Origin of the sequence: Polymorphospora sp. A560 (assembly GCF_045781765.1) — a bacterium.
GTDB classification, from domain to species: domain Bacteria; phylum Actinomycetota; class Actinomycetes; order Mycobacteriales; family Micromonosporaceae; genus Polymorphospora; species Polymorphospora lycopeni.
In genome coordinates, this window is record NZ_CP122282.1 from 8,102,019 (window position 1) to 8,123,361 (window position 21,343).

A 21,343-nucleotide genomic window follows, 5' to 3' on the forward strand; every position below is an offset into this window, starting at 1 on the left:
TATGAAGGTGTCATGACTCCCGTGCGTTCCGCGGCCCGCGCCCTGCTCAGTGGGATCTTCGTCGTGAGTGGCATCCGCAACCTGGCCAAGCCCGAGCCGCTCGTCGCGAAGGCGAAGCCGGTCACCGACCGGGTCACGCCGCTGATCGAACGGGTCGATCCCCGGCTGCCCACCGATCCGCGCACCCTGGTCCGGGTCAATGCCGTGGCACAGCTCGCCGGCGGGCTGCTGCTGGCCACCGGCCGGTGCACCCGGCCGGCGGCGGCGGTGCTGGCCGCGTCGCTGGTGCCGACCACGATCGCCGGGCATCCATTCTGGAGTGTCGACGATCCGGCCGACCGCCGTAACCAGCAGACCCACTTTCTCAAGAACATCGGCCTGTTCGGCGGTCTGCTGCTGGCGGCGGTCGACACGCAGGGCCGTCCCGGTGTCGGGTGGCGGGCGCGGCGGGCCGTCGACGACGGGCTGCGGTCGGTGGACCGTGGCCGCAGGTCGGTCGGCCGGGCGGTACGTAGTGCCCGGCGGGACGCCCGGATCGCGGTGCGTTCGGCGTCGATCGGCCGCCACCTGCCCGGTTGAGGGCGGGTAGCCACGTGATCAGGTCCGGCCGGGGCCGGGCGTCGGCGTGATCAGGCCGGCCAGTACCCTACTCAAACTGAGCAATAAGGACCAATCTCGCCTCGTACACCCGGCTAGAGTCTGTCAATAGTATGAACAAGCTGTGAATCACCTGAAATAGACTCCTTGCGTTAACAAGGACGAAATGTCGCGAACCAGTGTGGGATCGGACACGGTCCCATAACGCAGGAGGTAGTGCGGTGCCTCGCCGATCTAGGCTCCGTGGTGGACCTGAACGCGAAGCACGACAACGGTACGGGGGTGGCCACGCCATGCCGGCGACCGTCGAGAGACGGACCAGCCGCCCTGCACCAGCTAACCGCCTCGCACGTGGACTCGATCGTCGGACAGTAATTCGCATCGGCATCATCGCCGGCGTCGTCTATGCCGCCTGGCTCGCCGTCGAAGCCTTCGGACGGCCGTACATCTTCTTCGACATGAAGATCTACCACGGCGCTGTGGTGTGGTGGGCAGGCGGAAACGAGCTGTACGACTTCACGGCACCCGAAACCACACTCGGGTTCACGTACCCGCCGTTCGCCGGACTCGCCATGCTGCCGATGGCGGGCCTGTCCGTGGCGGCCGCCGGCTGGATCAACCTGATCGCCAGCCTCGCCGCCCTCACGCTCGTACTCGTCGCGCTGATCGTGCCGATCGCCGACCGGCACGGCTGGTCGCGCTGGTTCGCCGTCGCCCTCGCGGTGCCGCTGGCGGTCGCCATCGAGCCCGTACGGGAGACGTTCGGCTACGGGCAGGTCAACCTGCTGCTGTTCGGGCTGATCATGGCGGATCTCGTCGCGTTGCGACGCCGCGCCCAGGCCGGGCTGCGGCCACCGGTGGCCGGTGGATTCCTGCGCCGGCTGTGGCACAGCGGCGCGTGGGCCGGTGTCGGGATCGGGCTGGCCAGCGCCATCAAGCTCACTCCGGCCCTGTTCATCGTCTACCTGATCGTCACCCGCCAGTGGCGGGCGGCGATGACCGCGATCGGCACCGCCGTCGGGGTCACGACGGCCGGCTTCGTCCTCGCCGGCCACGAGTCGGCCGCCTACTTCACCGGCGTGCTGTGGCAGACCGACCGGATCGGCAAGGCCGACATGACGCCGAACCAGTCGCTCGCCGGCCTGCTCGCCCGGCTCTACGACTCGGTCGAGACGCCGACCCTGCTGTGGCTGGCGTTCTCCCTGGTCGTGCTCGCCATCGGACTCTCCCGGGCGTCCTCGGCGCACGCCGACGGCGACGAGTTGGCCGCCTTCGCGCTGGTCGGCCTCACCGCCAACGTGATCAGCCCGATCTCGTGGACGCACCACCTGGTCTTCGTCATCCCGGCGATCATCGTCCTCGCCGACGCCGCGCTGCGCCGCCGGGCCGCGAGCCGGGGGCCGGGACGCACCGGCAGCCCGCTGCCCAACCCGCTGTTCGCGGGCAACGCGCCCGGCCTGCGTACGCCGATCTGGTTCCCGACGCTGACCGGCCTGCGCCATGGCGGCGCCGCGGTCGCCCTCTACCTGCTGATGCTGATCGCCCCGATCTGGGCGTACGAGCACCGGTTGCCGCAGGAGTCGCACTACCAGAACGGCCTCTTCGGCGCACTGATGGAGAACTCGCTCGCGCTGGCGTTGATCCTGCTGGTCGCGGCCCTGCCGTGGCGGCCCGGCGCGGAACCCGCGTTCTACACCGACTCGATGCTGCGGCTGCAGCGCCGACCCCTGGGCACCAGGCCGAACTGACCGCCGGGGCTCAGGCGCAGTTGACCCACTCGTCGGTGCCGTCGGCGAAGACCTGCCGTTTCCACACCGGCAGTCGGGCCTTGACCTCGTCGACCAGCCGGGCACAGGCGGCGAAGGCGGCCGCCCGGTGCGCCGTGCTGACCGCGGCGACGAGGGCCACGTCACCGACGGCCAGCGGTCCGATCCGGTGCGACACGGCCACCGCGTAGACGTCCGGGTCGGCGGCGATCTCCCGCGCCACCTCGGCCAGCACCGCCTCGGCGGTCGGATGCCCCTCGTACTCCAGCAGCGTGACGGCCCGCCCGTGGTCGTGGTCGCGTACGACACCCTGGAAGGACACCACCGCACCGGCCGCCCGGTCGGACACCGCCCGCTCGTGGGCCGACACGTCGAGCACGGCGGTGGTGACCTCGACGAGCAGTGTCGGCGTGGTGGTCACGGGTGTTCCCCGGCCGGCAACGGCAGCGGCACGAACGGCACCCGGTCGCCCGGCCGACCGCGCGTGCCCGGTTCGATGACGGCGAAGCCGTCGGCCCGGGCCAGCCCGCGCAGCATGGCGGACCCGACGTGGCGGACCGGGTGCGCGGTGCCGCGACGCGGATCCACCCGGACCAGCGCCAGGTGCGTGTAGTTCCCCCGCCCGGGCACCTCGTCACCGAGGACGACCGCCGGCAGCTCGGGTTCCGGCCGCCCGGTGAGACCGGCGAGCAGCGGGGCGACCAGGGAGACCAGGGCGACGACGGCCGACTGCGGGTTGCCGGGCAGGCCGGCGACGAACCGGCTGCGCCCGTCCGGCCCGGCGACCCGGGCCACCAGCATCGGAAACCCCGGCCGTACGGCGACGGTGTTGACGACGTACTCCGCGCCGAGTTCGGCCAGCGCGGGGTGGAGGTGGTCGACCGGCCCGTGCATCGTGCCGCCGGTGGTGCAGACCAGGTCGGCGTCGGCGAGCGCCTGCCGGATCGCGGCCACGTGGTCGGGCAGCGTGTCGGCGACCGGGGCGACGACCCGGGCCGGGTCGACGACGCAGCCGTACCGCCGCAGCCAGGCGGGCACGGAGGGGCCGAGTGCGTCACGTACCCGGCCGGCGCCGGGCGGGCCGGCGGTGAGCAGCTCGTCACCGAAGACGAGCAGCGCGGCGCGCGGCGCGGGCCGTACCCGCAGCGTGTCGTGACCGCACGAGGCGGCGAGGCCGGCGACCGCCGGGGTCACCGGGGTGCCGGCCGGCAGCAACCGTTCGCCGGCCGTGGCCTCCTCGCCCGGCAGCCGCCACTCCGGCTGGACGCGCGGCGTACCGGTGACCTGGCCGTCGGCGTCGCGAGCCGACTCCTCGACGCGCAGCAGTGCGTCGGCGCCGGTGGGGACCATCGCCCCGGTGGCGATCTCGACGGTGGTGCCGGCGTCGGTCAACGGTGGAGGTGTGCTGCCGGCGAGCACCCGGCCGACGACCCGCCACGGCCCGTCGCCGCGTACCGCCCACCCGTCGATGCTGGAGGTCGGAAAGGCGGGCAGGTCGGTCAGTGTCGTCAGCGGCTCGGCGAGGGTGAGTCCGTCGGCGCCGGCCAGCGGCACGTCCACCGGTTCCGGCGCGGCGACGCGGCCGGCCGCGTGGACCAGCGACCTCGCCACCGGCCAACTGACCGGCGCCGCGGGTGGGCCGGGTACGGTCTGTGCGCTCACCCGGTGAGCCTATCGTCGGGCCGCTCCGCAGCCGGCCGAGGTCAGGCGGCCGGGTGGTCGCCGCCGCGCAACTGGTCGACGGTGTGGGCGAGAACCGGCCCGAGTACGGCGAGGCCGTCGCGCGCGCCGCCGGACGAGCCGGGCAGGTTGACCACGAGGGTACGGCCAACGACGCCGGCCAGGCCACGGGAGAGTACGGCGGTCGGCACCTTCGCCCGGCTGTGGGCCCGGATCGCCTCGGCGATTCCCGGGATCTCGTAGTCGAGCAGGCGGCGGGTGACGTCGGGGGTCTGGTCGGTCGGGGTGATTCCCGTCCCGCCGCTGGTCAGCACGACGTCGACGCCGTCGGCGACCGCCCGGCGCAACTCGTCGGCCACCGGTTCGCCGTCGGGCACTACGACCGGCGCGTCCACCGCACAGCCGAGTTCACGCAGGCCCTCGACGAGCAGCGGGCCGCTGGTGTCGGTGTAGACGCCGGCCGCCGCCCGGTTGCTCGCGACGACGACGCGGGCCCGGATCACGGCCGCTCCGCCGGCCGGGTCCAGGTGCCGTTGCGGCCACCTTCTTTGCTGATGACCCGGATCGCCTCCACCGACGCCGCCGGGTCGACGGCCTTGACCATGTCGATCAGGGTCAGGCCGGCGGTGGCGACGGCGGTCAGCGCCTCCATTTCCACCCCGGTCCGGTCGGCGGTCTTCGCGGTCGCCACGATCTCGACGGTCGTCTCGTCCAGCCGCAGGTCGACGGTGACGCCGTGCAGTGCGATCGGATGACAGAGCGGGATCAGGTCGGGGGTGCGCTTGGCGCCCATGATGCCGCCGATCCGGGCGACGGCGAGGGCGTCGCCCTTGGGCAGCCCGTCGCGGCGCAACAGTTCGACGACCTGCGCGGTGGTCTGGAGGCGCCCGGCGGCGACGGCGCGCCGGACGGTCTGCTCCTTGGCGGAGACGTCGACCATCCGGGCGGCACCGGCCGGGTCGACGTGGGTGAGGTTTGCGGAGTCGGCCACGGCACGAGCCTATCGAGCGCTCTTATCGTCGGGTGCGTTGATGCCACGGCGGATGCGATCGCGGCCTCTCCGTACCCTATTCATTGGACGAGATTGATCGACAATCGTCGACACTTGCGGAGTGTCGCAGCTTTGCTGATCTTGATGAACGGCAGGCTTCACCAAAACGAGGTACCCAACCTGAAAGTTCACCGTTCGGTATTGCGCCCGTCACATCCCACGACGGATTACCGTCACACCCAACGGCGGATGGTTGCTGGCCGGACGACTGATGGGGCCTCCGTACGCCACGGGCGACGCCATGGGAAGCTGCGTCCGCGGCAAACTCCGCAGGACTCCGATAAGCCCCCGAGAGGCACCGAACAAACGCACTCAGTTTCCTTATGCAAACACCGAGTAACAGAAACGGCTAGGCTTGACTAATAGTGAGCATAGCGACATTTAATGGTCGATAAAACGCGATCCACGTCTTAGGCTCCTGCCCAGCAAAGCGAACGGGAATGGCACAAAAGCCAAACCGACTAAACGTTCGACAGGCATCGGGGAACCAAAGGAGACGGACATGCGTTCGCACGAGTGGGGCTGATGTCACCCTGTCGCCCGAGGGTGACTGGACGTAGTCTTGCGGGACGCACTGGGTAGCTGGTCAGGAGCAGGTGTGACTCGTACGAATCGACGTGATGCTGGGACCGATCGGCGGCTGCTGCTGCTAGTCGGTCCCGTCGTCATTCTCGCGGTCGTCGCGACCGCGGTGTCGATCTACCGCCTGGCAACCGTCGAACCGCGGGTGAGCCTCCCGATCCTGCTCACCCTGACCCTTCTCGCCGCGGTCGGCTTCACCATCAAGGTGACGGTCCGAATCCGCAGCACCAACCACCACATCGCCTGGTCCGAAACCGCCATCCTGGTCGGCCTCGCCCTCGCCCCCGCCGAATGGGTGGTGCTCTGCGTCGGCGTCGGCATCGGCGCCTCGATGATGCTGGCCCCCAACCGGCTCCCCCTGATCAAGGCCGTCTTCGGCATCGCCAAGAACATGAGCCTGGCCGGCGCGGCCGGGCTCGCCCTGCACCTGTCCGGCTGGGACCCCGGCCGGCAGCCGATCGAGATGGTCGTCCCGCTCGCGGTCGCCTACTGCACCGCCGTCGTGCTCGACGAGCTGCTGACCCTGCCGGTCATCGCGCACGCCACCGGCAAGAGCGGCCGGGAACTCTTCCGCCAGCACCTCGGCCTGCGGGTGGCCAGCGCCGTCGCCCGGTTCCCGGTGATCGTCGGCACCCTGGCCATCCTCAAGATCGACAACTGGCTGCTGGTCGCCGTACCCCCGCTGCTGCTGAGCCTGCACCTGGCCTACTCGGCCCGGGTCCGCAGCCAGGTCGAACGCACCGCCTGGCGACAGCTCGCCCAGGCCACCGACGCGCTCAACGTCATCGACCTCGACGTCGTGCTCGCCACCGCGGTCCACCAGGCCAGCGAACTGTTCTCCGCCGACGAGGTCGACGTCGAACTGACCGACCGCGGCCGGACCGTACGCGGAAACACCGGAGAGATCGTCTACGACGGGTCGAGCGCCGACGCGCCCCCCGCCGAGGGGTGGGTCGTCCAGGAGAAGCTGGTCGGCCACGACGAAAGCCACGACCTCGGCATCGTCCGGCTCCGGTTCCGGGCCCCGGTGGAACTCAACGAGCGCGAAGAGTACACCCTGAGCACCTTCGCCTCCGCACTCTGCACAGCCGTACGCAACGCGTCGGCATACCAGGAGCTGACCCGGGTCGCCGACGAGCACGCCGCGGCCGCCTCCCACGACGCCCTCACCGGCCTCGGCAACCGCCGGCAACTGCTCGACCACGGCACCGAACTGCTCGGCCAGCGCCACGCCGACGGGGTCACCGCACTGCTGCTGATCGACCTCAACCACTTCAAAGAGGTCAACGACACCCTCGGCCACGGCGCCGGCGACGAGGTCCTGATCCAGGTGGCCGACCGGCTGCGCAGCGCCGCCCAGGGCGACGACCTCGTCGTACGGCTCGGCGGCGACGAGTTCGCCGTGCTCTTCCAGGGCCTGTCCGCCCCGGCGGTCGCCACCCACCGGGCCGAACGCCTGCTCGCCGCACTGCAGGAGCCGCTCGACATCGACGGCATGCGACTGCGGGTCGAGGCCAGCGGAGGCATCGCGGTCGCCCCGCCCAGCGGCGGAATGCCTGAGTTGCTACGCCGCGCCGACGTCGCCATGTACCAGGCCAAACGCTCCGGAGGGCAGCAGCGGATCGCCACCTACGCGCCAGCCAGTGACACCGCCGACGTCGTACGGCTGTCCCTCGGCGGCGACCTGCCCCGGGCCGTGGCCGAACACGAGTTCTGCGTCGACTTCCAGCCGATCGTCGACCTCGGCACCGGAGCCGTGGTCGCCGCCGAGGCGCTGGCCCGCTGGCACCACCCCGACCGCGGCGACATCGACCCGATCCGGTTCCTGGAGACCATCGAACGATCCGGGCTGCTGGCGACGTTCGCCGACACCGTGCTCGACGAGGCGCTGACCGCCGCCGAGTCCTGGCGGGCGGCCGGATTCGACCTGCCGGTGGCGGTCAACGTCGCCCCGCGGAGCCTGCTCGACCCGCAGTTCCCCGACCGGGTCGCCAACCGCCTGCGGGCCCACGACCTCCCCCCGGACCGGCTCTTCCTCGAACTCACCGAGACGCTGACGGTCAGCCAACTGGAGGTCGTCGACCAGGTCCTCGAACGCCTGCGGACCGAAGGCGTACGCCTCGCCCTCGACGACTTCGGCAGCGGCTCGTCCTCGCTGTCGGTGCTGTCCCGCATCGCCGTACACGAGCTGAAGATCGACCGGGCGTTCGTGGTGGCGATGGACACCTCCGCCGAGGCGCTGGCCGTCATCCGGTCCACCGTCGACCTCGGCCGCAGCCTCGGACTCTCGGTGGTCGCCGAAGGGGTCGAGAGCGAGCCGCAACGCCACGCGCTGTGGGAACTGGGCTGCGCCGCCGGGCAGGGGCACCTCTTCGCCCGCCCGATGCCGGCCACCCGGATGCTGGCCACCCTGCGCCGCAGCGCCGGCCAGTTCGCCCCGCCCCTGCACGACGAGGGTGCCGTCGTCCACCTGAAGTCCGGGCGGCGGCCGGGTGGGCGGGGCCGCTCCGACCGTCTGCCACACTTGCCCGCGTGATTCCCACCGAGCCAGGCCACGCCGTACGCCGCCGGTGGTCGTCGATCGACCGGGCCGCCGGCGGACTCGCCGCCGACCTCGGCCTCTACACGCTCTCCGCGATCTTCGCCGCCGTCACCGCGGCCACCTCCACCCTGCTGCCACACCGGGCCTGGGGTGCGGTGGCAGCCGTCGGCTACGCCGCCGCCGCGCTCGTCGTCGTCGGCCAACTTGTCGCCCGGCGAACCCGGCCCGGAGCGTCGATCGCCGGCACCGCCGCCCGCGCCGCCGTCACGGCCCTGGCCTTCGTCGCGACCGCCCTGCTGCCGATGGTGCTCCAGGCCATCCAGCGGGCCGGCGGCCGGACCGACCGGGCGCAGGAAGAGGTCGTGGTCGTCGAACACGGCGGCGCCCGCCTGCTCGACCACGGCACCCCCTACCTCGGCACCGACGCCATCGCCGCGCTGCCACCCGGCGAGCAGCTCCTCGGCTACCTGCCCTACCAGCCGGGGATGGCCCTGTTCGGGCTGCCCCGGGCACTGGCCGGCGACGGCTGGTGGACCGACGCGCGGATCTGGTTCGCGGTCGCGACCGTCGTCGCCCTGGCGCTGGCCGCCGGCACCGTCCGTGGCACCGGCGCCCGGCTGACCGCCGACCGGACCGCCGACCGCGACGCGGCCCTGGTCCGGGCGGTGCAGCTCGCCACCGTACTGCCGGTCTGCGCGCTGACGCTGGCCACCGGCGGCGACGACCTCCCCGTACTCGCGCTCTGCCTGCTGGCCCTCGCCCTGTGCGCGGCCGCCCGGCCCGGGGCGGCCGGTGTCGCGGTCGGGCTCGCCGCCGCCCTCAAGCTCTTCGCCTGGCCGGTAGCGCTCGTACTGCTGCTGCACGCGGCGACCCACGGCCGGCGCCGGCTGGGCCGGATGGCCGCCGGCGCGGTCGGCCTGCCGGCGCTGGCCCTGCTGCCCGCCGTCCTGGTCGACCCGGCCGCCTTCGTCGACAACGTCATCCGGTTCCCGCTCGGCGACGCACTGGTGACCAGCCCCGCCCAGTCGCCGTTCCCCGGCTACCTGATCGCGTCGGCGCTGCCCGGTGGCCGCTGGATCGCGGCGGCGCTGCTGGTCGCGGCCGGCCTGGCGATCGCCGTCCACCTCGCCCGCCGCCCGCCGCGCGGCGCCGCGACCACCGCGCTGATCTGCGGGTACGGCCTCCTCGCCGCCATCCTGCTGATGCCGTCCACCCGGTTCGGCTACCTGCTCTACCCGGTGGCGTTCCTGGCCTGGGCCCCCGCCCTGCGCCACGCCGAAGCCGAACCCGGCACCGCCGTCCCGGCCGGCACCGGCGACTCCCCGGCCCTGGAGACGGCGGGCTGATGCGGGCCGGCCCGCTGGTGGTGGTCGCGGCCGGCGGCGCGCTCGGGTCGGCCGCCCGCTACGGCCTGGCCGAAGCCTGGCCCGGCCCCGCCACCGGCTTCCCGTGGGCGACCCTGGTCACCAACCTGATCGGCTGCGCACTGCTCGGCGCGCTGATGCGGGTCGTCACCACCAAGACCGACGCCCACCCGCTCGTCCGGCCGTTCCTCGGCACCGGGGTGCTCGGCGGGTTCACCACCTTCTCGACGTACGCGGTCGAAGCCCGTGACCTGGTCGCCGGCGGACACCTCGGACCGGCCGCCGGCTACGTGCTCGGCACCCTGGCCGGGGCGCTGCTCGCCGTACGCCTCGGGATCTGGGCGGCGGCCCGGTGGGGGCAGCCGTGACCCTGCTGCTCGTCCTGGCCGGCGGTGCCCTCGGCGCCGTCTGCCGGTTCCTCGTCGGACAGGCGGTGACCGGCCGGCTGCCGTGGGGCACCTTCGGGGTCAACGTGGTCGGCTCGGCGCTGCTCGGGCTCGTCGCCGGTGCCGGCAGCGCCCTGCCCGGCTGGATCGGCCCACTGGTCGGCACCGGATTCTGCGGGGCATTGACCACATACTCCGCGTTCGCGTACGAGACGGTTGACCTGGCCAGCACCCGGCACTCCCGGCTCCCCGCGGTCGGCTACGTCGCCGGCACCCTGCTGGTCGGTCTCGCCGCCGCCGTCGTCGGCTGGGTCGCCGGTGCCCGGTTCCTCGACGGCACGCCAATCTGAGGCGTTTCCCGGCCGCCCGCGACCGGGCCGCGTAGACCTGAGGAATGGGAAAGGTCTACCGCGACCGGGCGGTGGCGGGTGCGGAACTCGCCGACCACCTGGCAAGTCTCGCCGATCAGCCCGATGTCACCGTCCTTGGCCTGGTACGCGGCGGAGTACCGGTCGCCGCCGTGGTGGCCGAACGGCTGCACGCCCCGCTGGACGTACTGGTGATCCGCAAGCTGGGCGTACCGTGGGCGCCCGAGTTCGCATTCGGCGCGATCGGCCCCGGCGGCGTACGGGTCGTCGACGAACGCACCGCGAGCGGGCTCGACCCCGCCGACATCGACGAGGTGACCCGCCGGGAATCCGCCGAACTCGAACGCCGCGAGCGGCACTACCGGGGCGGCCGCCCGCCGCTCGACCTCACCGGCCGGACCGCCGTCATCGTCGACGACGGGCTCGCCACCGGCGCCAGCGCCCGCGCGGCGGCCGAGGTCGCCCGCCGGCTCGGCGCCCGGCGGATCGTGCTCGCCGTACCGGTCGGCGCGGTCGACGCGACGGACCGGGTGAAGGCTGTCGTGGACGAGCTGGTCTGCCCGGTCTGCACCCCCGAGTTCGGGGCGGTGTCGATGTTCTACGCCGACTTCCACGAGGTTTCCGACGCGGAAGTGACAGCCCTGCTGAACCCGTCCGGGTGACGCCGACCGGTAACGTCGACGTATGCAGATGACCTGTCCGAAGTGCCGGGGCGACATGCGCCAGTACGAGCGCAGCGGCGTCACCATCGACCAGTGCGGCGAGTGTCGCGGCATCTTCCTCGACCGGGGTGAGTTGGAACGGCTCTTCGAGGCCGAGGCCAACTGGAACCGGCAGCACCCGCCCACGCCGCCCGGCCAGCCGCCGGCGTACGCCCCGCCGCCGCCCGGCGCACCGGGATACGCCCCGCCGCCCCCGCCCGGCGCACCGCCCGGATACGCACCGCCCCCGCCGCCCGGTGGTGGATACCAGCCGCCACCGCCTCCCGGCTACCGGCAGGCCGCGCACGTGCCACCGCCCCCGCCGGCCGGGCACGGCTACCCGCCGCCCCACGGTGGCGGCCACTACGGCTACCACGGGCACTACCGGCAGAAGCGCCAGAAGAGCTTCCTCAACGAACTGTTCGACTGACACCGCGCCGGACACCCGGCACCGGCCCGGCTCCGCGACGTGCGGACCGGGTCGGTGCCGGCCGGCAAGCTGACGGCCCCGACCGCGGCGCCGGGTGGCCGGCCGGGGTCCGGCGGATGAAAGTTGGCCGATGGAACCGGGTCGCGGGAAGCATTCCGGCGGACCCGCGTGCCAGGCTGGTGCGATGACGGCGGCCTCTCCTCGCGACGCACCCGCGGCCCTCGACGCCGCATACGCCGGCATCACCGACGTGGTCGGCGGGATCGACGACGTCGACCTGCTGCTTCCCACCCGGTGCCGCGGCCTGCTGGTGGCCGACCTGCTGGTGCATCTGCTGGCCGACGCCCGCCGGGCCCTGCTCGCGTTCGCCAACCCGGTCGACGGCCCGGCCGATACCGACGCGGTGAGCTACTGGCGCCGGTACGCCACCACCAGAACCAACGAAGATCTGGTCTGGGACGTGTGGCGGCACCGGCGGGCGACCGCCGCCTTCGAACGCCCCGACGACATCGCGGACGCGTGGGTGGAGACCTCGACCGCCGTGGTGGGGGCGGCCCGCGCCGCGCCGTACGGCGCCTTCGTCGCCTCGCAGGGCCGGGTGCTGTCCGTACCCGACTTCGTGGCGACCCTGGTCACCGAGGCTGCCGTGCACCATCTCGATCTGATCGTGGAGCTGCCGTCGGCGCCTCCGCCCGCCCCGGCCGCGTACGGGCCGGCGGTCGCCACCCTCGACGGCCTGCTCGGCGACGACGCGGTGCGGCCCGCCCGCTGGAGCCCGGCCGAATACCTGCTGAAGGCGACCGGCCGGGTCGCCCTCGACGACCGGGACCGCTCCGACCTGGGGCCGGCGGCGATCTGGTTCCCGCTGCTCGGCTGAGCGGCGGTACGCCTCAGTTGATGGCCATGTCGACGAAACGCGACAGGTGCAACTGGGCGGCGACGGTGATCGTGTCGGTGGGACCGTTACGGTGCTTGGCCACGATGAAGTCGGCCTCGCCCGCGCGCGGCGACTCCTTGTCGTAGTAGTCGTCGCGGTGCAGCAGGATGACCACGTCGGCGTCCTGCTCGATGGAGCCTGATTCACGCAGGTCGGACAGTTGTGGACGCTTGTCGGTGCGCTGCTCCGGCCCACGGTTCAGCTGGCTGACCGCGATGACCGGGCACTCGACCTCCTTGGCGAGCAGCTTCAGACCACGGGACAGCTCGGCGACCTCCTGCTGACGGCTCTCGGTCCGCTTCGGCGAACTCATCAGCTGGAGATAGTCGACGACGATCATCTTGAGGTCGTGCCGCTGCTTGAGCCGCCGGGCCTTGGCCCGGATCTCCATCAGGTTCATGTTCGGGGTGTCGTCGACGAACAGCGGCGCCTCGCTGATCTCGCCCATCCGGCGGGCCAGCTTGCTCCAGTCGTCGTCGGAGAGCTGACCGGAGCGCAGGACGTGCAGCGGCACCCGGGCCTCGGCCGAGAGCAGCCGCATGACGATCTCGACCTTGCTCATTTCCAGGGAGAAGATGGCGCTGGCACAGTTGGCTCTTACGGCCGCATTTCGGGCAAAGTCCATGGATGCCGTCGACTTGCCCAGGCCGGGCCGGCCGGCGACGATGATCAACTGTCCGGGGTGCAGGCCGTTGAGCAGTCGGTCGAGGTCACTGAACCCGGTCGGCACGCCGGTCATCACGCCGCCCTGCGCGCCGACCGCCTCGATCTCGTCGAGGGTGGGCTGGAGCATGTCGGCGAGCACCGCGAAGTCTTCGCTGACCCGCTTCTCGGTGACGTCGTAGATGGCCTGCTGGGCCAGGTCGACGATGTCGTCGACGTCGCGCCCGCCGCCACCACCGGAGCCGTAGCCGAGTTGCACGATCCGGGTGCCGGCCTCGACCAGCCGGCGCAGCACCGCGCGCTCGGCGACGATGCGGGCGTAGTAGGAGGAGTTGGCGGCGGTGGGGACGCTCGCGATCAGCGTGTGCAGGTAGGGCGCGCCGCCGATCCGGCCGATGTCGCCGGAGTCGACCAGGGCGGCGGTGACCGTGACCAGGTCGGCCGGCTCGCCCCGGCCGTAGAGGTCGAGGATGGCGTCGAAGATGGTGGCGTGCACCGGGCGGTAGAAGTCGTTCGTCTTGAGGATCTCGACGACGTCGGCGACCGCGTCCTTGGAAAGCAGCATCCCGCCGAGGACGCACTGCTCGGCGGCGATGTCCTGTGGAGGCGTCTTGTCGAACTGGCCGGGTGGCGGCCCGCCCTGCCCGCCTGATCCGCCCGGCCCGCCCTTGGGGGGTCCCGACGGTCTCGCCTCTGCCGCGCGCACGTCGTCGTCGATCGACATGTCACCCCTCCATCCGATCGGGCGACCCACCCCAGCAAAGCGCCTGGGTAAGACAGTTTCTGCCGGCCACGTCCCGTCGCGTGACCGGGGTGGAGTCACATCCGCGAAGCAGGGCCGAACGGTCACCATACGAATCCCGGGTTGGTTGGCCAAACCGGCCGGTGGACAAGCCTTGGGACAACCTGTGGACAGAAAGCCTCCAGGCTGTGCGCTTGGCTGTGCACAACCTGTGGATAACTCACGAGTAGGTGGAGTTACCTGGCCTTGACCTGTGGTTACTGAATCCACATGCTGTGGATAACGAAAATCCGCCAGGTTGGCACATCGGTGCCGGGCGATCGCGGGCTCCGACGGTTGTGTCTGGATGGCCGATTGCGCCCCGATCTGAGAGAGGTCAGGCTCCGGCCGTGGACTACCGGGACCGGCGGCACGACGGACGGCCCGACCATGCCTGGGCCGGCCCCGACGACCAGGCGGTCGGCCACCCCGGCGACGACCGCTCCCGGCTGCCCGCGACCGGAACCGACCGCTCACCGCTGCCCGGTCCGGTGCCCCGCCAGGGCGGCCGGCACCACCGCGCCGAGGAACGGGACGACACCGACGAGCGTCCGGCCGACCGGCACGGCGCCGGCCCGACCTGGCAGCAGACCGAGACCACGACCAGTTGGCAACGCGTCACGCAGACCCGGGACTGGCGTGAGACGACCAGCACCTACGACTGGTCGATGACCGCCGACGACGCCTACGGCGGAAACTGGCGGCACGACGAGCCGGTGTCCCGCGGCCGGCGACGCCGCGAACGGATCGACTGGTCCACGTCGACCGAGACCGGTGAGTGGAGCCGTCACGACCACACCGGGCAGTTCGACCGGGTGACCGGCGCCGACGGCGATCCGGCCGGCCGCAGCGACCGGTGGGGTGCCGGTGGGTACCCCCACCCGCCCACCCCCGCCCCCGACGACACGTCCGGCTGGTCGATGTCCGCCGGCCGGTCCCGCGGATCGGCGGAGGCCGGGCCGGGCGAGACGCCGTACGGCGACGAGGGCCGGCGGCACGGGCCGGAACGTGGCCGGCACGGGCAGCCGGCGAACGGGCGGGAACGCACCGCCGAGACCGGGCAGTGGAGCAGCTACACCGACACCGGCCAGTGGGACCGGATGACCGACACCGGCAGCTGGGCGCCGCGGTCCGACGGCGAGCCGCCGTACGGGTCGGGGGCCGGCCGGTCGGAGCCGTCCGACCGTTACGGGTCGGCGCCGGACCGGGCCGACACCGACGGCCGGAGCCGCCGCGCCCGGCACCACCGCGACGACGAGTTCTGGGCCGGCACGAGACTGGCCGAAGACGACCCGCGCTGGGTCGAGACGCCGCCCACCGCGCCGCGCTCGCCGGCGGTCAGCTTCCCTGGCCCGGGGCGGTCCGACGAGATTCCGCCCGACGGGTCACACCCGGCCAGCACCATCCCGTCCCAGCCCCGCACCCGGCGGGCTGCCACCGCCGGGGCACCCGGCCGGGCCACGGCCACCCGTACGGCGCCCACCCGCCGCCCGGCGACCCGCGACGACGGTCTGCTCGACCCCGATCCGGGCGGTGCCGTCGCCTCGGTGCTCTACACGGCGGCGTGGTACGCCGTACCGCTGCTGTTCTTGTTCGTCTGGATGCTGACCCTCGACTCCACCGCGCCGGCCGGTTGTGTGACCGACGCGGCCGGCGGTGGCTGCGGGTCGCCGCGGGCGAACGCGGTCAATTCGATGCTCGACGGCGCCCCCCGGTTCGGGGCGGCCCTGGCGACCAGTCTGGCGGTCGCCGTCCTGTTGCGCTGGGCGAGCGGTACGTGGCGGGCGGTCAGCGTCGGTCTCGCCGCGGCCGTCGTCGGGGGTGGCCTGTCCACGGTGCTGCTGAGCGCCATCACCGGCGAGCCGCTCGGCTGAGCGTCACTGCCGCAACCACCGGTAGGTCTCGGGTTCCGTACGACCCGGTCACAGCGGGGCACGGTCGGATATCGGCTCGGACTCGACCGGAGCCGGCCCCGACACCGGATGGTCTGAATGGCATCAGAAGATCCGGCGGCGCCGGGCGGGAGACGCCGGTGCCGGCGCCCGCCCCGGGCCGGGCCGGATCTCGTCGGCCGAACCTTCCCGTAGGAGGACACCGATGGTTCGTTTCCGTCGCCCGTCGAGAGCCGCCGTGCTGGTCGTCGCGCTGTCGGCGGTGCTCGCCGGCAGCGCCTGCACCGCCGAGCGGTCCGCGTCGGACACCGCCGCCCACCGCAACACGCCGACCCAGCCGGATCGGCGTACGGAGCACAGCCCGATCCCGTTCACCGGCGGCGAGACCCGGACCGACGAGGATCCACAGTCGACGTTCGGGGTGGATGTCGACACCGCGTCGTACGGCTACGCCCGACGACTGATCAACGACGGCCGGCTGCCCGACGGGGCGGATATCCGTCCCGAGGAGTTCGTCAACGCCTTCGACCAGGAGTACCCCGAACCGGCCGGCGACGGGTTCGCGATCCACGTCGACGGGGCCCGGCTGCCCGATCGACATCGGCCCGAGCCGGCCGGCGACGTACGACTGCTCCGGGTCGGTCTGCAGACCCGGGGCGAGGATCCGGCGACCCGGCCGGACGCGGCGCTGACCTTCGTCGTCGACGTGTCCGGGTCGATGCGCGAGCCGGGCCGGCTGGACCTGGTCCAGGACGCCCTGCACACCCTGGTCGACCAGTTGCGGGACACCGACTCGGTGGCGATCGTGGCGTTCAGCCGGGAGGCACGGACCATCCGGAAGATGACCCGTGCCGGCGACGCGGACGCGCTGCACGACGCGATCGACTCGCTGAAGACCCAGAACAGCACCAACCTGGAGGCCGGGCTGGAGCTGGGCTACCGGGTGGCCCGGGACGGCTTCCGCGAGGGCGCCAGCAACCGGGTGATCCTGCTTTCCGACGGGCTGGCCAACGTCGGCAACGACACCGCGGAACCGATCCTGGCCCGGGTACACGAGGAGGCCGCCAAGCAGATCGCACTGCTCGGGGTCGGGGTGGGCAGCGACTACGGGGACAGCCTGATGGAGCAGCTCGCCGACCGGGGCGACGGTTTCGTGGTGTACGTCAGCGAGCCGGAGCAGGCACGCGAGGTCTTCGTCCGGCGGCTGCCGGCCACCCTGGCGGTACGCGCGCTCGACGCCAAGGTGCAGGTGACGTTCGACCCGGCGGCGGTCCGGGCGTACCGGCTGATCGGCTACGCCAACCGGGCGATCGCCGACGAGGACTTCCGGGACGATCGGGTCGACGGTGGCGAGGTGGGTCCGGGGCACAGCGTGACCGCGCTGTACGCGGTGCGGGTGAACGACCGGGTGCCGGCCGGTGCCCGGGTGGCCACGGTCGACGTACGGTGGCTGGATCCGCAGGACCGGTCGGCGTCGGAGACGTCGTCGGGGGTGACCGCGGGTGCGCTGACCGGCGAATTCGAGGCGGCGCCCGCGCGACTGCGGGTCTGCTACGCCGCCGGGTACTTCGCGGAGGCGCTGCGCGGTGGGTCGGAGGCGACGTACGCCGACCTCGCCACGGTGGCCGATCGGGCGGCGGGGGAGACCGAGGACCGGCAGGTGGACGATCTGGCCAAGGTCATCCGGCGCGCGGGCACCCTGGACTGAGCCGCCGCGCCGGTCACGACAGCAAAGAAATGGGGGTCCACCGGCGCCGGTGGACCCCCATTTTCGTGTTGCCTTACTTGGCCCGCACCACGTTCAGGCTGAACTTGGCGGTGACCTCCGGGTGCAGCTTGACGCTGACCGGGTAGGCGCCGACCGACTTGATGCTGCCGGGCAGTTCCAGCCGGCGGCGGTCGAGGGTCGGGCCGCCGGCGGCCTTGACCGCGTTGACGATCTCCGCCGCGGTGACCGAGCCGAAGAGGCGGCCGCCGTCGCCCGCGCGGGCGGTGAGGCTGACCTTGAGGCCCTCGAGCTGGCCCTTGACCTCGTTGGCGTGGCCGAGGTCGCGGATCTCACGGGCCGAACGGGCCCGCTGGATCACGGTGACCTGCTTCTCCGCGCCCTTGCTCCACGGGATCGCGAAGCCCTGCGGGAGCAGGTAGTTGCGGCCGTAGCCGCCCTTGACCTCGACGATGTCGCCCGGGGTGCCGAGACCGGACACCTCCTGAGTCAGGATGATCTTCATTCCGGTGCCCCCTCTCAGCGCGCCGTGGTGGTGTACGGCAGGAGCGCCATCTCACGGGCGTTCTTCACCGCACGGGCGATCTGGCGCTGCTGCTGGGAGGTGACCCCGGTCACCCGCCGAGCGCGGATCTTGCCGCGGTCGGAGATGAACTTGCGCAGCAGCGCGGTGTCCTTGTAGTCGATGTAGGTGATCCCGTCCTTGTCGAGCGGGTTCACCTTCTTCTTCGGCTTGCGCAGTGCCGCAGCCTTCGCCATTGCTCTTGCTCCTGGTTTGCGGTCCCGGCCGCTGGGGGCCGGCATCAGAACGGGGGCTCGTCGTCGAAGTTTCCGCCACCGCCCGAACCGGAACCGGAGGAGGCGGGCGCGGCCGTGGCCCACGGGTCGTCGAAGTTGCCTCCGCCGCCACCCTGGCCACCACCACCGGAGGCACCGAAGCCACCACCGCCGGAGCGGGACATCTTCTGCACCTTCGCCGTGGCGTAGCGCAGCGACGGGCCGATCTCGTCGACCTCGAGCTCGATGACGGTGCGCTTCTCACCCTCGCGGGTCTCGTACGACCGCTGCCGCAGCCGTCCCGAGACGATCACGCGGGCGCCCCGCTGCAGCGACTCGGCGACGTGCTCCGCCGCCTGGCGCCACACCGTGCAGGCGAGGAACAACGCCTCGCCGTCCTTCCACTCGCCGGAAGCCTTGTCCATGAACCGGGGCGTCGAAGCGACCCGGAACTTTGCGACCGCCGCACCCGACGGGGTGAAACGCAACTCGGGGTCATCGGTCAGGTTGCCGATGACCGTGATCGTGGTGTCTCCTGCCATGACCATCTCCTCGCGCACTCATCTTCGTCCGCGCACAGGCTCGCAGAGCCGTACGACAGTGATGAGGCTGATCCGGGCGGGCCGGGGTACGCGTCAGCGCGTCTCCGGCCGAATGACCTTGGTGCGCAGCACCGACTCGTTGAGTCGGAGCTGACGGTCCAGCTCGGCAACGGCCGCAGGCGTGGCCTGCAGGTCGATGACGGCGTAGATGCCCTCGGCCTTCTTGTTGATCTCGAACGAGAGGCGCCGGCGGCCCCAGACGTCGAGCTTCTCCACTGAGCCACCCGCAGTGCGGATCACGTTGAGATACGTGTCGAGCGACGGGGCGACGGTGCGCTCCTCGAGACTCGAGTCGAGGATCACCATGATTTCGTAATGACGCAAGACTTACTCACCTCCTATGGGCTGGCGGTCACGGTCCTTCCGTGACAGGAGGTCGTGCGTCGTCGCCGGCCGGACGGTGGGGGAACCCACGAGCGGACGGACAACCCCACGAGAGTACCGGGTGCACCGCGTCGGGACATGGCCACCCCCGGTGACCCGCCGGTACGGCGGGGGCCGTTCGGTCGCGGGTACGGCGAGGGCTCCTCCGTTCACCGGAGGAGCCCTCGCCGTTCTCGTGGCCGCGGGGCGCGCTATCCGCATTCTTTGGGTGGGACCTGGGGAGGAACGACCACACCGACGAGGTTGGATAGGAGGCGCCCCGCGGAGCCTTTATGTCGCGCCGTGTCAGGAGCTGCCGGCGCCAGATATATAGCACTAAGCCGGAGCAGTCCGGCTTGTTCGTTGAGCAATAATAGCCCGAATTGCACCTGCGGATACGCCAACGACGCAAACCGTCGCGACAAGTGCCAGAAGGCCGATCGGACCGGTGTCCCGAATCGGTTCGACCGACGCCATCGGCTCGGCCGCGGCGTCGTCACCGGGATCCGCCGGCGGCAGATCGAGCCCTGCGGCCGGCACCGGGCCGCCGCTGGCCGGCCCCTCCGAGCCCGGCGTGGACGTCGGAGCCGTCGACGGGGTGACCGAGACGCCCGCCGACGGTGTGGCAGCCGCCCGCGGGGCCACGGTCGACCGCGGCGTCTCCTCCACCGGCCGGGTGGGCGACGGACGCCCAGGTGTCGGCGTGGTCGGCTGCGCCGTCGGCCGGCCGGGAGCGGACTGCGGCGGTGGGACCGCCGCCGCGACCTCGACGCGTACGGCCGACTCCTCCGACAGCACGCAGACGGGCTTGAGGGCCAACTTGACCGGACCGCGCCGGAAAAGCACGTCGGCGGTCGCACCGGCCGCGACCTCGCCCTGTGCCGAGCCGTCGAGCAGCAGCCGGGCGCGACGCCCGGTGTTGTTGACCACCCGCAGGGTGCTCTCCGCCGGCACCGTCACCGAACCGACGTCCGGCTTGGCGCCGCAGGCGACGCCGAGGAGCCCGTCACCGCTGAACACCACCGTCTGGCCGCTCTCCTGCACCGGTGCGCCGGGCGCCGGGCCCGGTTCGGCGTACGCCGGACCACCGAACAGCAGCGGCGCACCGAGAAACAGGGCGCCGACCGCGACGGCGGCACGACCATGTCGGGACAACAGCGACATCCACCATCTCCCAATGTCGATCTTCGGGTCGGGGTTGGGATCGGCGGCCCCCGGCCCGTTGGTCATTGCAGGTAACGACGGGCCGGCACGGCGGGTGACGCGCACGACGCGGGCGATTCGCGAGCCACGGCCCACCCCGGCCGGCCCGGCCCGGCGGCAGGTACCCGTCGCACCGGCGACGTAGGCTCGCCTCCATGCGTATCGGAGCCCATGTCGACCCAGGCGACCCGCTCGCCGAAGCGGCCGCCCGCAAGGCCGAGGTCGTGCAGTTCTTCCTCGCCGACCCCAAGGGCTGGAAAGCACCGGAGGCCCGCGCCGACGCCGACGCGTTACGCACCGCGCAGGTCGAGATCTACGTCCACGCCCCGTACGTCGTCAACGTCGCCACGACCAACAACCGGATCCGGATCCCCAGCCGCAAGCTGCTGCTCAGCCACGCCACGGCGGCGGCCACCGTCGGCGCCAAAGGACTGATCGTCCACGGCGGTCATGTCGGCAAGGGCGACGACGTCGCGGTCGGCTTCGACAACTGGCGCAAGACCTTCGCGTTCGCCGCCGAGTCCGGTGGCTTCGCCACCCCGATCCTGATCGAGAACACCGCCGGGGGCGACAACGCGTGTGCCCGCCGGTTCGACGCGCTCGCCCGGCTGTGGGACGTCATCGGGTCGTACGACGTCGGGTTCTGCCTCGACACCTGCCACGCGCACGCGGGCGGCGAGGCGCTGCTCGACGTCGTCGACCGGGTCAAGGCCATCACCGGCCGGATCGACCTGGTGCACGCCAACAACTCCCGGGACGCCTTCGACTCCGGCGCGGATCGACACGACAACCTGGCACAGGGGATGATCGACCCCGAGTTGCTGGTCGCGGTGGTCCGCGCCGCCGGCGCACCGGTCGTCGTCGAGACCCCGGGCGGGGTCGACGGACAGGGCAAGGACATCGCATTCCTGCGCGACCGCGTCACCGCCTAG

22 protein-coding genes are annotated in these 21,343 nt (G+C 72.2%); 12 read left to right on the forward strand and 10 right to left on the reverse strand.

What is annotated here, in order from left to right:
- Nucleotides 1-12 precede the first annotated feature (12 nt).
- Together QCD66_RS36490 and QCD66_RS36495 are read left to right on the forward strand one after the other, a co-directional pair.
- Complete coding sequence (locus tag QCD66_RS36490; protein WP_364213295.1) at nucleotides 13-579, forward strand: DoxX family protein; 567 nt, start codon at nucleotides 13-15, stop codon at nucleotides 577-579.
- 311 nt (nucleotides 580-890) lie between these two features.
- Complete coding sequence (locus QCD66_RS36495) at nucleotides 891-2,345, forward strand: glycosyltransferase 87 family protein (protein WP_364213292.1); 1,455 nt, start codon at nucleotides 891-893, stop codon at nucleotides 2,343-2,345.
- Between the two features lie 10 nt (nucleotides 2,346-2,355).
- Here the strand turns inward: QCD66_RS36495 and QCD66_RS36500 are convergent, their stop codons facing one another.
- The 4 genes from QCD66_RS36500 to moaC are packed head-to-tail and all read right to left on the reverse strand — an operon-like array spanning nucleotide 2,356 to nucleotide 5,034.
- Complete coding sequence (locus QCD66_RS36500; protein WP_364213289.1) at nucleotides 2,356-2,784, reverse strand: molybdenum cofactor biosynthesis protein MoaE; 429 nt, start codon at nucleotides 2,782-2,784, stop codon at nucleotides 2,356-2,358.
- Nucleotides 2,781-4,025: a molybdopterin molybdotransferase MoeA gene (locus QCD66_RS36505; RefSeq protein WP_375732611.1), complete on the reverse strand. Its 1,245-nt coding sequence runs from the start codon at nucleotides 4,023-4,025 to the stop codon at nucleotides 2,781-2,783. Before QCD66_RS36505 ends, QCD66_RS36500 begins: the two co-directional genes overlap by 4 nt.
- Nucleotides 4,026-4,066: 41 nt before the next feature.
- Nucleotides 4,067-4,546, reverse strand: coding sequence for a molybdenum cofactor biosynthesis protein B (locus QCD66_RS36510; RefSeq protein ID WP_375732610.1), 480 nt, complete (start codon nucleotides 4,544-4,546; stop codon nucleotides 4,067-4,069).
- The gene (gene moaC, locus QCD66_RS36515) at nucleotides 4,543-5,034 is read right to left on the reverse strand and encodes a cyclic pyranopterin monophosphate synthase MoaC (protein WP_364213283.1); all 492 of its coding nucleotides are present in this window, start codon (nucleotides 5,032-5,034) and stop codon (nucleotides 4,543-4,545) included. Before moaC ends, QCD66_RS36510 begins: the two co-directional genes overlap by 4 nt.
- Before the next feature lie 658 nt (nucleotides 5,035-5,692).
- On the opposite strand from moaC, the gene QCD66_RS36520 reads away from it, so the two are divergent.
- From QCD66_RS36520 to QCD66_RS36550, 7 genes are all read left to right on the forward strand, one after another.
- Entirely contained in the window at nucleotides 5,693-8,212 is a 2,520-nt protein-coding gene (locus QCD66_RS36520; protein ID WP_375732609.1) for a putative bifunctional diguanylate cyclase/phosphodiesterase, read from the forward strand.
- Entirely contained in the window at nucleotides 8,209-9,564 is a 1,356-nt protein-coding gene (locus QCD66_RS36525; RefSeq protein WP_375732608.1) for a glycosyltransferase 87 family protein, read from the forward strand. The genes QCD66_RS36520 and QCD66_RS36525 overlap by 4 nt, the downstream gene beginning before the upstream one ends.
- Nucleotides 9,564-9,950, forward strand: coding sequence for a fluoride efflux transporter CrcB (gene crcB, locus QCD66_RS36530; RefSeq protein ID WP_364213277.1), 387 nt, complete (start codon nucleotides 9,564-9,566; stop codon nucleotides 9,948-9,950). Before QCD66_RS36525 ends, crcB begins: the two co-directional genes overlap by 1 nt.
- A complete protein-coding gene (locus QCD66_RS36535; protein WP_375732636.1) occupies nucleotides 9,947-10,318 on the forward strand; it encodes a fluoride efflux transporter FluC in 372 nt (123 codons plus the stop codon). Before crcB ends, QCD66_RS36535 begins: the two co-directional genes overlap by 4 nt.
- Before the next feature lie 44 nt (nucleotides 10,319-10,362).
- On the forward strand, nucleotides 10,363-10,998 hold the full coding sequence (locus QCD66_RS36540; RefSeq protein ID WP_357535104.1) for a phosphoribosyltransferase family protein: 636 nt from the start codon (nucleotides 10,363-10,365) through the stop codon (nucleotides 10,996-10,998).
- Nucleotides 10,999-11,020: 22 nt separating this feature from the next.
- A complete protein-coding gene (locus QCD66_RS36545) occupies nucleotides 11,021-11,467 on the forward strand; it encodes a zf-TFIIB domain-containing protein (protein WP_364213274.1) in 447 nt (148 codons plus the stop codon).
- Between the two features lie 184 nt (nucleotides 11,468-11,651).
- Nucleotides 11,652-12,344 (forward strand): maleylpyruvate isomerase N-terminal domain-containing protein, encoded by a 693-nt coding sequence (locus QCD66_RS36550; protein ID WP_364213271.1) that lies wholly within the window; start codon nucleotides 11,652-11,654, stop codon nucleotides 12,342-12,344.
- A gap of 13 nt (nucleotides 12,345-12,357) precedes the next feature.
- On the opposite strand, the gene dnaB is transcribed toward QCD66_RS36550, so the two are convergent.
- Nucleotides 12,358-13,791, reverse strand: coding sequence for a replicative DNA helicase (gene dnaB, locus QCD66_RS36555; protein ID WP_375732607.1), 1,434 nt, complete (start codon nucleotides 13,789-13,791; stop codon nucleotides 12,358-12,360).
- 407 nt (nucleotides 13,792-14,198) lie between these two features.
- Here dnaB and QCD66_RS36560 point away from each other — a divergent pair, with 407 nt between their 5' ends.
- Both QCD66_RS36560 and QCD66_RS36565 read left to right on the forward strand, forming a co-directional pair.
- Entirely contained in the window at nucleotides 14,199-15,722 is a 1,524-nt protein-coding gene (locus QCD66_RS36560) for a hypothetical protein (protein ID WP_375732606.1), read from the forward strand.
- Nucleotides 15,723-15,945: 223 nt separating this feature from the next.
- Nucleotides 15,946-17,448, forward strand: a complete 1,503-nt coding sequence (locus QCD66_RS36565; RefSeq protein WP_375732605.1) for a von Willebrand factor type A domain-containing protein — start codon at nucleotides 15,946-15,948, stop codon at nucleotides 17,446-17,448.
- 73 nt (nucleotides 17,449-17,521) lie between these two features.
- On the opposite strand, the gene rplI is transcribed toward QCD66_RS36565, so the two are convergent.
- The 5 genes from rplI to QCD66_RS36590 form a co-directional block, all read right to left on the reverse strand.
- Nucleotides 17,522-17,971 (reverse strand): 50S ribosomal protein L9, encoded by a 450-nt coding sequence (gene rplI, locus QCD66_RS36570; protein ID WP_364213259.1) that lies wholly within the window; start codon nucleotides 17,969-17,971, stop codon nucleotides 17,522-17,524.
- A gap of 14 nt (nucleotides 17,972-17,985) precedes the next feature.
- Nucleotides 17,986-18,225 carry a 30S ribosomal protein S18 gene (gene rpsR, locus QCD66_RS36575; RefSeq protein WP_091551811.1) on the reverse strand — a complete coding sequence of 80 codons (240 nt, stop codon included), beginning with the start codon at nucleotides 18,223-18,225 and terminating at the stop codon, nucleotides 17,986-17,988.
- A gap of 44 nt (nucleotides 18,226-18,269) precedes the next feature.
- Nucleotides 18,270-18,803, reverse strand: a complete 534-nt coding sequence (locus QCD66_RS36580; RefSeq protein ID WP_364213256.1) for a single-stranded DNA-binding protein — start codon at nucleotides 18,801-18,803, stop codon at nucleotides 18,270-18,272.
- 75 nt (nucleotides 18,804-18,878) lie between these two features.
- Nucleotides 18,879-19,169: a 30S ribosomal protein S6 gene (gene rpsF / locus QCD66_RS36585; protein ID WP_212825000.1), complete on the reverse strand. Its 291-nt coding sequence runs from the start codon at nucleotides 19,167-19,169 to the stop codon at nucleotides 18,879-18,881.
- Between the two features lie 375 nt (nucleotides 19,170-19,544).
- Nucleotides 19,545-20,372 carry a hypothetical protein gene (locus tag QCD66_RS36590; protein WP_364213253.1) on the reverse strand — a complete coding sequence of 276 codons (828 nt, stop codon included), beginning with the start codon at nucleotides 20,370-20,372 and terminating at the stop codon, nucleotides 19,545-19,547.
- A 194-nt stretch (nucleotides 20,373-20,566) separates the two neighbouring features.
- Here QCD66_RS36590 and QCD66_RS36595 point away from each other — a divergent pair, with 194 nt between their 5' ends.
- Entirely contained in the window at nucleotides 20,567-21,343 is a 777-nt protein-coding gene (locus tag QCD66_RS36595) for a deoxyribonuclease IV (RefSeq protein ID WP_357535122.1), read from the forward strand.

Excerpts from the sequence above, each read along its gene's own strand:
- QCD66_RS36540 (WP_357535104.1), top strand. The coding sequence starts at position 10,363 with ATGGGAAAGGTCTACCGCGACCGGGCGGTGGCGGGTGCGGAACTCGCC.
- rplI (WP_364213259.1), bottom strand. The coding sequence starts at position 17,971 with ATGAAGATCATCCTGACTCAGGAGGTGTCCGGTCTCGGCACCCCGGGC.
- crcB (WP_364213277.1), top strand. The coding sequence starts at position 9,564 with ATGCGGGCCGGCCCGCTGGTGGTGGTCGCGGCCGGCGGCGCGCTCGGG.
- QCD66_RS36490 (WP_364213295.1), top strand. The coding sequence starts at position 13 with ATGACTCCCGTGCGTTCCGCGGCCCGCGCCCTGCTCAGTGGGATCTTC.
- dnaB (WP_375732607.1), bottom strand. The coding sequence starts at position 13,791 with ATGTCGATCGACGACGACGTGCGCGCGGCAGAGGCGAGACCGTCGGGA.
- QCD66_RS36545 (WP_364213274.1), top strand. The coding sequence starts at position 11,021 with ATGCAGATGACCTGTCCGAAGTGCCGGGGCGACATGCGCCAGTACGAG.
- QCD66_RS36495 (WP_364213292.1), top strand. The coding sequence starts at position 891 with ATGCCGGCGACCGTCGAGAGACGGACCAGCCGCCCTGCACCAGCTAAC.
- QCD66_RS36595 (WP_357535122.1), top strand. The coding sequence starts at position 20,567 with ATGCGTATCGGAGCCCATGTCGACCCAGGCGACCCGCTCGCCGAAGCG.
- QCD66_RS36550 (WP_364213271.1), top strand. The coding sequence starts at position 11,652 with ATGACGGCGGCCTCTCCTCGCGACGCACCCGCGGCCCTCGACGCCGCA.
- QCD66_RS36590 (WP_364213253.1), bottom strand. The coding sequence starts at position 20,372 with ATGTCGCTGTTGTCCCGACATGGTCGTGCCGCCGTCGCGGTCGGCGCC.
- QCD66_RS36565 (WP_375732605.1), top strand. The coding sequence starts at position 15,946 with ATGGTTCGTTTCCGTCGCCCGTCGAGAGCCGCCGTGCTGGTCGTCGCG.
- rpsR (WP_091551811.1), bottom strand. The coding sequence starts at position 18,225 with ATGGCGAAGGCTGCGGCACTGCGCAAGCCGAAGAAGAAGGTGAACCCG.